The 12,841-nt window shown below is 62.8% G+C and carries 10 protein-coding genes; 6 read left to right on the forward strand and 4 right to left on the reverse strand.

The window, feature by feature from the left end; all coding sequences use genetic code 11:
- Window positions 1-432: 432 nt before the first annotated feature.
- Complete coding sequence (locus WH91_RS12070) at window positions 433-3,252, reverse strand: cation-translocating P-type ATPase (RefSeq protein ID WP_082102137.1); 2,820 nt, start codon at window positions 3,250-3,252, stop codon at window positions 433-435.
- A gap of 151 nt (window positions 3,253-3,403) precedes the next feature.
- Window positions 3,404-4,495, reverse strand: coding sequence for an Acg family FMN-binding oxidoreductase (locus tag WH91_RS12075; RefSeq protein ID WP_248305819.1), 1,092 nt, complete (start codon window positions 4,493-4,495; stop codon window positions 3,404-3,406).
- Window positions 4,496-4,989: 494 nt separating this feature from the next.
- Here WH91_RS12075 and WH91_RS12080 point away from each other — a divergent pair, with 494 nt between their 5' ends.
- The 6 genes from WH91_RS12080 to WH91_RS12105 all read left to right on the forward strand — a co-directional run bounded on the left by WH91_RS12080 (window position 4,990) and on the right by WH91_RS12105 (window position 12,315).
- Entirely contained in the window at window positions 4,990-6,033 is a 1,044-nt protein-coding gene (locus WH91_RS12080; RefSeq protein WP_046171267.1) for a zinc-dependent alcohol dehydrogenase family protein, read from the forward strand.
- Window positions 6,034-6,130: 97 nt separating this feature from the next.
- On the forward strand, window positions 6,131-6,895 hold the full coding sequence (locus WH91_RS12085; RefSeq protein ID WP_052952802.1) for a DUF6544 family protein: 765 nt from the start codon (window positions 6,131-6,133) through the stop codon (window positions 6,893-6,895).
- Window positions 6,896-6,944: 49 nt separating this feature from the next.
- Entirely contained in the window at window positions 6,945-7,187 is a 243-nt protein-coding gene (locus WH91_RS12090; protein ID WP_052952803.1) for a hypothetical protein, read from the forward strand.
- Window positions 7,184-8,692 carry an alpha/beta hydrolase family protein gene (locus WH91_RS12095; RefSeq protein WP_052952804.1) on the forward strand — a complete coding sequence of 503 codons (1,509 nt, stop codon included), beginning with the start codon at window positions 7,184-7,186 and terminating at the stop codon, window positions 8,690-8,692. The genes WH91_RS12090 and WH91_RS12095 overlap by 4 nt, the downstream gene beginning before the upstream one ends.
- A gap of 69 nt (window positions 8,693-8,761) precedes the next feature.
- Window positions 8,762-9,958 carry an acetate/propionate family kinase gene (locus WH91_RS12100; protein WP_046171268.1) on the forward strand — a complete coding sequence of 399 codons (1,197 nt, stop codon included), beginning with the start codon at window positions 8,762-8,764 and terminating at the stop codon, window positions 9,956-9,958.
- Entirely contained in the window at window positions 9,955-12,315 is a 2,361-nt protein-coding gene (locus WH91_RS12105; protein WP_046171269.1) for a phosphoketolase family protein, read from the forward strand. The genes WH91_RS12100 and WH91_RS12105 overlap by 4 nt, the downstream gene beginning before the upstream one ends.
- A 26-nt stretch (window positions 12,316-12,341) precedes the next feature.
- Here WH91_RS12105 and WH91_RS24655 read toward each other — a convergent pair whose 3' ends face one another.
- Entirely contained in the window at window positions 12,342-12,494 is a 153-nt protein-coding gene (locus WH91_RS24655; protein WP_158409556.1) for a hypothetical protein, read from the reverse strand.
- Complete coding sequence (locus tag WH91_RS25925) at window positions 12,443-12,679, reverse strand: LysE family transporter (protein ID WP_342028132.1); 237 nt, start codon at window positions 12,677-12,679, stop codon at window positions 12,443-12,445. Before WH91_RS25925 ends, WH91_RS24655 begins: the two co-directional genes overlap by 52 nt.
- Window positions 12,680-12,841 lie beyond the last annotated feature (162 nt).

Genomic DNA, 12,841 nt, shown 5'->3' on the forward strand with positions numbered 1-12,841 from the left:
ACCTACGACGCCATCATCGATGCCGCTTGTCAGGCATGGCGAAATCTCGTCGACCAGCCGACAACCATAACATCGATCGGCATGCGTGAATGGGCACACACCGGTCAATCGTGAGCGCCGTTGGTATTAGGTTTGGTGCCCACCGAAGATTTTGCACCACTTAGACCCTTCGGTTTGCACCTTCGAACGCGAATTTGCAGACGTAGCTTGACTTGCGGGTGCTGGGTGTCAATTCTGCGATCGACAATCTGGGCCGGGCGGGACGCAGTGTTCATCAATCTCAGATCACTGCGCGTCGCCAATAGTAGTCGTTCTGCACTACTCGGATCCGACCTCGTGGCGCGGGGCGCGGATTCATCGCGATCGCGAGTCAGGAGTTTCCCCCAACGCTGCTCGAACCCGCGCGTCGAGGTCCAGGTTCAACCAGACAGGTCAAAGGCCCTTGCCGGCCAGCCCTCGGCGCAAGAGCCATTTTCGCACTTCGCTGAACCATAAGACGCTGCTGCCCATGGCGCCGCAGACCAGCCACTGCTCAAGTGTCAGTGCCACGGTGCCGAATGCCAAGTTGAGCGGGCCGAAATGGACCACCGCGACCTGCAGGACAAGCGACAGCACGATGGCGCCCCAGAGCCAGCGATTGGCGAACATATGGCGGAAAGCGCTGGTGGTTTCAGAGCGCGCGTTCAGGCAGTTGAACAACTGGGCGCAGACCAGCACGGTAAAGCCTGCGGTGCGCGCCTGGTCCAGGCCTTGCGATCCCTCGATCAGCCCGCCGGGCAGATAGAGATCGATGGTCAGCAGGGTGGCCAGGGCCATGATCAGCCCGATCGCCATCACGCCCCGCCACATACGGGCATCGATGGCGCGTTCCCCCGATTTGCGCGGCGGGCGGGCCATCAGGTCCTCGCTGTGCGGGTCGATGCCCATGGCCAGCGCTGGGCCCGAATCGGTGATCAGGTTGATCCAAAGCACCTGGGTGGCCAGCAGCGGCAGCACCAGGGCCTCGTCGCCCCCGGCACCCGTCAACCCGATGATCCCGGCGCCGACCACGCCCAGAAATACGGTCAGGACTTCGCCCATGTTGGAGGACAGCAGGTAGCGCAGGAATTTGCGGATATTGTCGAAGATGCCGCGCCCCTCGCGGACCGCTTCGACGATGGTGGCGAAATTGTCGTCCGCCAGGATCATCCGGGCCGCCTGCTTGCTCACCTCGGTGCCGGTAATGCCCATGGCTACCCCGATATCGGCGGCCTTGAGCGCCGGCGCGTCGTTGACGCCATCCCCGGTCATGGCCACCACGTTGCCGTCGGCCTGCAAGGCGGCGACGATACGAAGTTTGTGCACCGGGGCCACGCGCGCATAGACCGAGCACTGGCGGACGGCCGCGGCAAAGTCAGCCTCGTCCAGCCCATCCAGATCGGCGCCGGTCATCGCTACGGCGCCGGCCTCGACAATGCCCAACTGGGTGGCGATGCGGGCCGCAGTGCGCGGATGATCGCCGGTGATCATCATCACCCTTATGCCGGCGCGGTGCGCCTCGGCGATGGCCACCGCCGCTTCCGGGCGGGGCGGATCGATGATGCCAACGGTGCCAACAAAGATCAGGTCCCGCTCCAGCAATTCGCCGCCCCGCGCGTCCTCGCCCTCGGCCAATGGCCGATAAGCGACGGCCAGCGTGCGCAACGCCTGGTCGGAGAGACGCTCGACATCGGCCAGTGCCTGGGCGCGCCGGGCCGCGTCGAAGGGCACGACCTCCATGCCGATCCGCACGCTGATGCAATGCTCGATCAGCACGTCCGGCGCGCCCTTGGTAACGATGACCAGCGCGCCGCCCAGTTCATGGTCGCGTTCGATCGAGGACATCATCTTGCGTTCGGAGGTGAAGGGGATTTCGAAAACCCGCTCGAAGCGCTGCTGGCGGCGCGCCTCGACGCCCAGCTTGCGCTCCGCCACGAGGAATGCCGCCTCGGTCGGATCGCCGTGGATTTCCCAGATGCCGTCCGCGCTCTCGCGCAGGCTGGCATTGCCAGCCAGGCTCCCCCCGCTCAGCACCACGATCTGCTCGGCCCGCACCGGACCCTCGGACAGAAGCTGCCCGTCGTGCTCCACGGCGCCCTCCGGTGCATAGCCGATGCCGGTAACGCGGCTGTCCCCGGACGCGGTCACCACCCGCTCGATGGTCATTTCCGAGCGCGTCAACGTGCCGGTCTTGTCCGAGCAGATGACCGACGCCGAGCCCAGTGTCTCCACCGACGACAAGGTCTTGACCACGGCGTTGCGCCTTGCCATGCGCTGCACGCCAAGCGCCAGCACCAGCGACAAGATGGCCGGCAGCCCCTCCGGCACCGCCGCGACGGCCAGCGATACGCCCAGCAGCAGCACGGTGATCACGTCGGCCGGTCCCTTGATGTCCGAGACCAGCAGCAGTGTGGCCATCACCACGATGGCGATCGCCACCACGGCGATGCCCAGCATGTACCCGATCCGGGCGACTTCTTTTTGCAGCGGCGTCCGCTGCTCGACGGTGGCATCCAGCATCGTGGCGATGGCGCCCATCTCGGTCCGCATGCCAGTGGCGGTGACCACGGCGCGTCCGGTTCCCTGCGCCACGGAGGTGCCCTTGAACACCATGCAGAGCCGGTCGGCCAGTGGCATGGCTCCAGCCAGCGTCGCTGCATCCTTCAGTACCGCTTCGCTTTCGCCGGTGAGCGAGGCCTCCTGCACCGAAAGACTGGCCGAGACCATGAGCCTTGCGTCGGCGCCCACGGCATCGCCTTCCTCGAGCAGCATGATGTCGCCCGGAACCAGTCCGGCGCTGGGGATACGTTGACGCAGGCCGCCGCGCAGCACTGACGAGGTTACCGCCGTCATCCGGGCCAGTGCCGCCACGGCGCTCGCCGCCTTGGCCTCCTGGGCAAATCCCAGCACTGCGTTGAGCACCACCACCATGGCGATGACGATCCCATCCACCGGCCAGCCCTGGCGCCCCTCGATCAGCCAAGCGGCCAGAGCAATGACGATGGCGCCGAGCAGCAGATAGACAAGCGGATCCTGGAACTGGGCCAGCACCAGGCGCCATACCGGCAGCGACCCGGCGGCGCGCAACTGGTTGGGACCGTAAAGTGCGAGCCGCTGTGCAGCCTCCTGCGGGTCCAAACCCTGATCCGCATCGGCGCCAAGCGCGCGCGCTAACGCATCGGCGTCATGTAGCCAGGGCTCGTCAAGTGCTGCGGACTGGGGCAAATCTGTCACGTTTGATCCTTGTGCTGCGCGTCACTGGCTCCAGCCCACTTCAGGGTCGCCCCCGATAGGACAACTACTATCCCGGCCAAGAGCACCAGGAGCAGAAATGTGATCATCGGATCATAATATTGTCCGTCATCGTGCCTCTCCTGTTGAACGGTCAAACGATTACGTCCGCAAGCGGCCGACGCATCGAGCTCGGCATATCCTCGGCGTAGCCAAAGCGGACGATCAGGTCGGGGCGCCGCTGCCCGAGCCCAAGGTGCTCGGCGAGACGTTGCCGCACCTTCGGCACCTCGACCGCTTGATTGAGAAAGGCATGCTTGATCCCGAGCACTGTCGTCTGCAGCGCGAAGCGCTGATAGGCGCGACCAGCAGCGATCCAGTGGGCCCTGTCGTTTTGTGTGGAGACAAAAATCGCAAGGCCGGAGGAACTTGCGATCTGTGCCAGATACTTCGTGTTCTCGGAGGCAGCCGTGGCCACGACATCGAAAAGCAGCCGCCCGATCGGCCCGGGCAATACCGGGTTGCCTGACGTGTGGGAAAACAGGCCATCCGCGCTCGATACCGCCTCGGCGTAGCTGAAGCGCAGCCACTGCTTGAGCTCGTCAATGTAGGCACGGTCTCCCATCTGGATGGTATTGCCCTGGATGATGAGTGCGCCGACGGCATCGATCGCGGATCGCTCGGTCAGCAGCAGAAGATCGACTCCATCATTACGTGCTGCGGCAGCCATTGCCTCAAGGTTGGCCGCAGGAATTGGCTGCCCGTCATAGAGTGACCTTGTGCATTGCCGTTTCGGGATTGCCTCGGCCATTGGCGTCGCCATCACGGCGCCGGGGCTGAGTGCGAGGACAATACGACCATCACCATCGGCGTCAAAGCGGGGCACGGCGGACAGGCCCAGCAGCGGCGCCCCCTGAACCATGTTCTCAGCCGCCGCCCCAAGGCTGGCAAAGAGATGATGGTCGTCGGGGTCGACGGTAGGCGTCGCGCGCGTCAGATCGGGTAGCAACGTGATCGTTGCCGGCGCGAGTTCGAAGCGCCAAGCCTGCGTATTGTGGCTATTGGCGGCGAGAGTGGCATAGCGGACAAGCTCGTGAATGGCGTCCTGACCGGTCAGACCTGGCTCGATCGGATCGCGGATCGTCTTAATCGCCTCTTTCCAAGAGTCCTTGCTCGCCCCTGACCAAAGAGCAAAGCCGGCCGCCCCCGAGGCGACGATTGCTACGGTCCCTCCGGCACCAAGCAAAGCTGTTCTGCGGTTCATGCGGGCAAACGCTTGAGCAGGAAGTAAGTGAGGAGTTGATGCTGGCGCATTGGTGAGACCGCCTTTGCAGATGGTGTCTACATCATCGTCACGGCTTGACGGCAGCGGTTATTCCCGCAGCTGCGCAGAGCGCAACTTGGCTCGCGACGGATTGTTCCGCCTTTGGAGTAAAGATTCACTAGTGCGTATCATGCATTCGATCGGTTTTATTGAAATCAACCTCAAGTTATGCCTGAGAATAAGGTGAATCTTTCGAAATTCATAATGTCATAAATATTTGAGGTGACCCAATTCTTGTTCGAGAAAATTGCACAAATTTGCAGATCAGTATTTGACGCAGATCAAATAACATCCGGAACCATTGTGATGAGGTTGCGTTCGAAGGTCCGTGCAGTTGCCCAGGCGATATGTCCGAGCCTGATCAAGGACGCCGTGTCGATCCGTGCCGCGACCTAACCCAAGCCAAGGATTCTGCGATGAAAGCCCTCGTCTATCTCGGTCCCGGCCAAAAAGCGCTGCAGGACCACCCCATGCCGGAAATCGCCTCGCCCACCGACGCGATCGTCCGGATCACAAAGACAACCATCTGCGGCACGGACCTGCACATTCTCAAGGGCGACGTCCCCACCTGCGAGCCTGGCCGCGTTCTGGGCCATGAAGGCGTCGGCATTATCGAGAGCGTCGGCAGCGGTGTCACGGCATTCAAACCGGGAGATCGCGTACTGATCTCCTGCATCAGTTCCTGCGGCAAGTGCGAGTATTGCCGCAAGCAGATGTACTCCCACTGCACCACCGGGGGCTGGATTCTCGGCAACAAGATTGACGGCACGCAGGCCGAGTTCGTTCGCATCCCCCATGCCGATACCAGCCTCTATCCCATCCCGGAAGGTGCCGACGAAGAGGCGCTGGTCATGCTCAGCGACATCCTACCCACCGGTTTCGAGTGCGGGGTGCTCAACGGCAGGGTTGTGCCTGGGAGCACCGTGGCAATAGTTGGCGCTGGACCGATCGGGCTGGCTTCATTGCTGACCGCCCAGTTCTATGCACCTGCCGAAATCATCATGATCGACCTCGACGACAATCGTCTGGAGGTTGCCAAGCGGTTCGGCGCCACCGCAACGATCAACAGCGCCGACGGCAACGCGACGGCGGCCGTCATGGCGATGACCGGAGGCCGCGGCGTCGATGCCGCGATCGAGGCCGTGGGCATCCCCGCGACGTTCGAGCTCTGCGAGCAGATCATCGCCCCCGGCGGCACCATCGCCAATGTCGGCGTGCATGGCGTCAAGGTCGATCTCCACCTCGAGAATTTGTGGGACCGCAACATCACTATCACCACGCGGCTGGTCGACACCGTAAGCACGCCGATGCTGCTCAACATCGTCAAATCCAACCGGCTCGACGCGGCGCAGCTCATTACGCATCGCTTCAAACTCGACAAAATCCTTGATGCGTACGAGACCTTTGGACATGCCGCCGACACGCACGCCCTCAAGGTGATCATCGAAGCCCAGGGGTGAAACGTTCGGATGGCCGGCGGATCGATGAAGGAGGGAGGGACGCAATGACATTGCTGATCGCTGGTCTGCTCGCGCCGGCGCCCATCGGATTGTCGTGTTGCTCACTCTGTCCAACCAGTTCGTTGCCAAGATTGCAGCATGGCGCAAGATCGTCATTGGCGCGCAGGCCTCTTCGCCCCCTGATCAGGACTCCATTCCCACAATCGTGCAGGCCTTCGCACAGCGCAATGGGGCAACGCTCGGGGGTCCCGCGACCGTTCTGGCCCATCAGCGGGCGGAAATGAGAACCGCCAGGGACCAGCCGTTCTTTGCAATCGAGGCGACGCAACTGTCAGGCACCCGCGATGCTGGCTTCGTCTGGGAGGCCACGGCAACGATGGCGCGCGTCCTCCCGGTTCGCGTCGTTGATGCCCATGCTGGCGGCAAGGGTTGGCTGGAGGTGCGGATTTTCGGAGCCATCCCGATGGCCAATGCCACCGGCCCTGACAGCGACAAAGGCGAGATGATGCGCTTTCTGTCCGAACTGGCATGGAATCCTGACGCCATCCTCAATACCGCCGCACTCAAATGGCGCCAGATCGATGAGCTGACTGTGGAAGTTTCGGCGGAAACGGCAGGGGGGATTGCCAGTGTTCGGCATCTCTTCGACGCCAGTGGCGACATTGTGGGGATCGAGGCCGATGATCGCCCCTATCTGATGGACGGCAAGACCGTGCCCGTGCGCTGGGTCGGCCGCTTTCGCGACTATGCCAGCTTCGGCCCCTACCGGTTGCCCAGCTATGGAGAAGTTGCCTGGGAACTGCCCGAGGGTGAGTTCGTCTACTTTCGCGGCACCATTACGAGCTTTGCGGCAATCGAATAAGCGGCTTTGACAAATCGGCACCCACGAAGTGACACGCAAGGAAGCACGGATGAAAGCGATCGATCTGCGGAGGATACTTATTGGCCTGGTCGGCGGCTTGGCGCTCGCCTTGGGCGGGCTCTGGCTGCTGCAAGGCACGGGACTTGTGCAGGTGCGGCCGATCTTGTGCTTTGCCGACTGTGCGGAGCTCCAGGGACCCTCGACGACCTGGGCTATCGTCGGCCTCATCATGGCTGTCCTCGGCGCATGGGGCGTCGTTTACAGCCTCAGAAGGCCGCGAAGGCCTAGATGAGATTTCTCGAAACCGCGCTGGTTCTGGAAAATCTGCTGACCCTGATCCTTCTCGTGGCCCCGCTGCCCGACGGAATGCGCTGGCTTCGGGTTGTCGCTGCGTTCGGGCTGTTGATTGCTGTGGCACAGGTGCTGATCGAGGGGCCCCGCTGGCAGATGGTTCCGGCCTATCTGCTGACCCTGTCACTGGTGCTGGCCTGGTTGCTCGGGAATCTCGTTTCAGCCCAAGGGTTTGCAGGGCAGATCCTGACCAGCAGGGCTGTGACCGGTGCTGGACTTGGCTTGGGCCTGTTGGCGTTGGCGATTTCGGCCGCCATGCCGCTGGTGTTTCCGGTTTTCGGCTTCCCCCAGCCAGGCGGACCCTACGCCATCGGTACCGTGACCTACCACTGGACCGACGCCGCGCGTCCGGAGATATTCGTCGCCGATCCGGACGCTCGCCGCGAACTGATGGTGCAGATCTGGTATCCTGCCAGCGGCGAGGGGTCCTCGCCGCGCGCGCCCTATATGGCGGATGCCGATGCCGTCACCGCAGTTTTCGCGGGTCTCCAGCAACTGCCTGATTTCTTGTTCGGGCACTTCAAATATGCCACGACAAATGCTGTCGCATCGGCGCCCGTGGCTGCCGATCTCCCAAGCTATCCAGTCCTGCTCTACCTCGAAGGCGCAACCGGCTTCCGCCAGATGGGCATGTTCCAGGTCGAGGAACTGGTGTCGCACGGCTACATCGTCGTTGCCCTGGACCAGCCGGGCGCCGCAGCGACTGTGGTGTTCCCCGATGGCCATCAGGTGGCGGCACCGCCGGTCGCGGACCTCAAGGCGATGATTGGCGCAAGCTACATGCAGGGCAACAGCAAACCACTGCTGAACGGCCGGCCATTGCAGGGGGGCAGCATCATCCCCTACCTCGTGCAAGACGTCAGCTTCGCGCTCGATCAGCTTGCCATGCTGAACGGGACTGACCCAGATGGTATCCTGTACGGCCGGCTGGACCTGCAGCGCGCCGGCGTCTTCGGGATGTCCCTCGGCGGCATCGTGGCTGGCCAGGCCTGCCTCAGGGATGCGCGCCTCAAAGCCTGCCTGATGATGGATGCACCGATGACCTTTGACGTGGTTGAAGCGGGGCTGCGCCAGCCAAGCATGTGGATCACCCGGGATGCCGCTTGGATGCGGCTGGAGCGGGAACGGTCCGGCGGTTGGCCGGAGGACGAGATCGCCGCCCATCTCACAACCATGCGGGCGGTGTACGAAGGCCTTGCCGGACCTGGCTACTTCGTCGAGGTGGCCGGAATGTTCCACAGCAACTTCATGGATTTGCCGAACTGGTTGCCGCTTGCCTCCCTGCTGGGGCTGAGCGGACCGATCGATGGCCGGCGGGGACATCGCATGGTCAACGCCTACTCCCTGGCATTCTTTGACAGCCACCTGAAGCAGGAACCCGCAGTGTTGCTGGAGGGGCAGTCGGAACAGTACCCGGAAGTGCTGCTCCAAACGCGCTTGCCTTAGTTCAGATCGCATAAGGTTGCACCATGCAGACGCAGCGGCAGCACCTCGAGTGAGCCAAAAGGAGCTTTGATGACGGATGCTTTCGTCTTGACCCTCAATGTGGGATCATCGAGTCTTAAATTCTCGGTCTTCACGGTCGGCGGCGCGGTCGAACGGCGGCTGAGCGGCAAGTTCGACCAGGTGGGGCGATCCGAAACGCGCTTGGAGCTGAAGCACGCCAGCGGTGCCGTGAACAGCGAAACGATCGGGCCAGCCGATCAACGGGCGGCCGCTGCGTTTCTGTTCGAGCTGCTGGATGAGATGATTGGGCTGGACCAGATTAAGGCCGTTGGCTTGCGCGTGGTCCATGGCGGCGCGCGCTACCGTCGGCCAGCGCCGATCGACGGCGAGATGATCGAGTATCTGCGACAAATCAGGGCCTTTGCCCCAGAGCATCTTCCCGCCGAACTCGAAGTGATCGAGGCTTGCCGTACGAGGTTGCCGGGGATCCCGCACATTGCCTGCTTCGATACCGGTTTCCATCACGGCATGCCGGTCGTGGCGCGAACCCTGCCGATCCCTCGGCGGCTCGCCGCCAAAGGCGTAGAACGCTTCGGCTTTCATGGGCTTTCCTATAGCTTCCTCCTCGATGAACTCAAACGGCAGGCGGGTGCTGCGGCGGCGCGCGGGCGGCTGGTGCTTGCGCATCTGGGCAATGGCGCCAGCCTCGCGGCCGTCAACAACGGCCAAAGCGTCGACACGAGTATGGGCTTCACCCCGGCCGCCGGTGTGCCGATGGGCACCCGCTCCGGCGATCTCGATCCTGGCCTTGTCCTCTACTTAGCGCAGACCGAAGGGATGGACGCCGTCGCTTTCGACCGCATGGTCAATCACGAGTCCGGGCTGCTGGGTATATCCGAAACCAGCTCGGACATGCGCGAGCTGCTAGAACGCGAAACCGCCGATATACGCGCCGCGGAGGCCCTCGCCCTGTTCTGCTATAGCGTCAAAAAGACCATCGGCGCCTTCGCGGCGGCGCTTGGCGGGCTGGATACGCTGGTGTTCACCGGCGGTATCGGAGAAAATTCTGGAACTATCCGCACCCGCATCTGCGATGGGCTCGACTTTCTCGGCGTCGACCTCGACCCGGCGGCAAACGAAGCCGGCGATCCCCTCATTTCGTTCCCCGAAAACCGCGTCGCCGTGCGTGTCATCCGCGCGGACGAAGAGGCGGTTATCGTCAAGGCAGTCATAGAGTTTCTCGGCCACAAGGAAGCAGTGCAATGAACGAGCCCCTTTCGCCCGAACTTCTGGCAAGGATTGATGCCTACTGGCGGGCGGCTAACTACCTGTCCGTCGGCCAGATCTACCTGCGCGACAATCCGCTGCTCAAGCAGAAGCTGAGGCTGGCCCATGTGAAGCCGCGCCTCGTGGGCCATTGGGGCACCACGCCGGGGCTCAACTTCGTCTATGTGCATCTCAACCGGGTCATCAACGAGCTTGGCCTCGACATGATCTACGTCACCGGCCCCGGCCACGGTGGACCGGGCCTCGTGGCCAACACCTATCTCGAAGGCACCTACACCGAGTACTACCCCGAGGTTAGTCAGGACGAAGCGGGCCTCAAGAAGCTCTTCACGCAATTCTCTTTTCCTGGCGGCATCCCGAGCCATGTCGCGGCCGAGGTGCCCGGCTCGATCAACGAGGGCGGTGAACTCGGCTATTCGCTGATGCACGCCTATGGCGCAGCCTTCGACAATCCGGACCTGATCGTCGCCTGCGTGGTCGGCGATGGCGAAGCCGAGACTGGCGCCCTGGCGACCAGTTGGCACTCCAACAAGTTCCTCAACCCGGCGCGCGACGGCGCGGTGCTACCGATCCTGCATCTTAACGGCTACAAGATCGCCAGCCCAACCGTCCTGGCGCGGATCGGCCACGACGAACTGGAGTCCCTGTTTCGCGGCTACGGCTATGCCCCTTATTTCGTTGAGGGCGAGGACCCGGCCGAGTTGCACCAAAAAATGGCCGCAACGCTGGATGAGACGCTCGCGGCAATCCGCGCCATCCAGACCGAAGCGCGCGCCAATGGCTTCTCGCGCCGGCCGGCCTGGCCGATGATCGTGCTGCGAACGCCAAAGGGCTGGAGCGGGCCCGAGGAAGTCGATGGCAAAAAGACCGAGGGCACCTGGCGCTCGCATCAAGTTCCGCTGGCCAGGATCGCCGAGGACCCCGCCCATCTCCAACTGCTGGAGGATTGGCTGCAAAGCTACAGGCCGCAGGAACTCTTCGATGCGACCGGCAAGCTGGTCGCGGAACTGGCGGCGCTGGCGCCGGTGGGGCTCCGTCGCATGGGGGCCAATCCGCATGCCAATGGTGGCGTGCTGCTAGCCGATCTCAAGCTTCCTGATTTCCGCGATTATGCGATCGACGTGCCGGTACCGGGGGCGGTCATTGGCGAAGCCACCCGGGTTGCTGGGAGCTTCCTGCGGGACGTGATGCGGCTCAACGATGCCGAGAAGAATTTCCGCATCTTCGGTCCGGACGAAACCGAGTCGAACCGGCTTTCGGCGGTGTTCGAAGCGACCGACCGCGCCTTCACCGGCGAGATCATCGACACCGATATACAGCTCTCGCCGGATGGGCGGGTGATGGAGATTTTAAGCGAACACCTCTGCCAGGGCTGGCTGGAGGGTTATCTGCTGACCGGCCGGCACGGTTTTTTCTCATGCTACGAAGCGTTCATCCACATCGTGGATTCGATGGTCAATCAGCATGCAAAATGGCTCAAGGTCTCTAAGGAGGTGCCGTGGCGCAAGCCGATCGCTTCGCTGACCTATTTGCTCACCTCCCATGTCTGGCGCCAGGATCACAACGGCTTTTCCCACCAGGATCCGGGTTTTATCGACCACGTCGTCAATAAGAAAGCCGGGGTGATCCGCGTCTACCTGCCGCCCGACGCCAACACGCTGCTCTCGGTCGTTGATCATTGCCTGCGCAGCCGGGACTACATCAACGTCATCGTCGCCGGCAAGCAGCCCGCGCCACAGTATCTTGACTGCGATGCGGCCATTGCCCATTGCGCGGCCGGGCTCGGCGTCTGGCGCTTTGCCTCCAACGACGACGGTGCGCCCGACGCGGTGATCGCTTGCGCCGGCGACGTGCCGACCATGGAAGCGCTCGCCGCGACCATGCTGCTGCGCGCGCATTTTCCGGACCTCAAAACGCGGTTCGTCAACGTGGTGGATCTGATGGCGTTGCAGTCTCCGAGCCAGCACCCGCACGGGGTGGACGACACAAAATTCGACCAGATGTTCGTGCCGGACACCCCGGTGATCTTCGCCTACCACGGCTATCCGGCGCTCATCCACCGGCTGACCTACCGACGCACCAGCCACCGCAACCTGCACGTGCATGGCTACCGCGAAGAGGGAACCACCACCACGCCTTTCGACATGACCGTCATCAACGAACTGGACCGCTTTCATCTCGCCAAGGCGGTTGTCGATCGGGTTCCGCGGCTGGAGGAGCATCGCGAGGCGTTCAGCCGCTTCGTCGACGACAAGCTGGCGGAGCACTTTGCCTACATCCGCGAACATGGCGACGATCTGCCCGAGATATTGAACTGGCGCTGGACGGACGTTTAGCGCGTCGAACGTGGTGCGCCCGTAGCCTACCGCGTTGACCACCCCACCCAAAAGGCGAGGCCGGCGAGGACGATCACGAACAGCTTGCCGGTGATCGACATGATGCGCTCGCTGGCCAGCAAAGGGCTTAGGAAGCCGGCCAGCGTGACGATAGCTGCGTGCACAGCGGTCGCGACCAACACATAGATCGCTGAGAGGTCAGTGCCTGCCAGGACGGGGAACTCGCAGGATCGAGCAACGTCGGCAGGACCGCAGCATAGAACATGAAGGCCTTCGGATTGAGCCGGTTTGTGATCAAACCCTCACAAAGAAACGCGCGTCGGTCTCGACGCGAACGCCGTTCGACGGCTCGCTGTCTCGCCATGCGCCCCAAGCGGCTTGGGCCTATGCTAGGGCTGATTATTTCAAGCCTGGGCAGCGCATCTTATGGCGTAGGAAATGAGCCAGGCGCCGTCGTGACTATGCTACTCTAGGTCAAATTGCCGAACGGTCGTGTCGTGAGCTTAACCGAACGGAGGCGACTGGC

Origin of the sequence: Devosia psychrophila, from assembly GCF_000971275.1 — a bacterium.
Classification (GTDB): domain Bacteria; phylum Pseudomonadota; class Alphaproteobacteria; order Rhizobiales; family Devosiaceae; genus Devosia; species Devosia psychrophila.

Bases quoted from the DNA above. Each gene is read 5' to 3' on its own strand.
- WH91_RS12080 (WP_046171267.1), top strand. From the start codon at position 4,990: ATGAAAGCCCTCGTCTATCTCGGTCCCGGCCAAAAAGCGCTGCAGGAC.
- WH91_RS12090 (WP_052952803.1), top strand. From the start codon at position 6,945: ATGAAAGCGATCGATCTGCGGAGGATACTTATTGGCCTGGTCGGCGGC.
- WH91_RS12095 (WP_052952804.1), top strand. From the start codon at position 7,184: ATGAGATTTCTCGAAACCGCGCTGGTTCTGGAAAATCTGCTGACCCTG.
- WH91_RS12100 (WP_046171268.1), top strand. From the start codon at position 8,762: ATGACGGATGCTTTCGTCTTGACCCTCAATGTGGGATCATCGAGTCTT.
- WH91_RS12105 (WP_046171269.1), top strand. From the start codon at position 9,955: ATGAACGAGCCCCTTTCGCCCGAACTTCTGGCAAGGATTGATGCCTAC.
- WH91_RS25925 (WP_342028132.1), bottom strand. From the start codon at position 12,679: ATGGCGAGACAGCGAGCCGTCGAACGGCGTTCGCGTCGAGACCGACGC.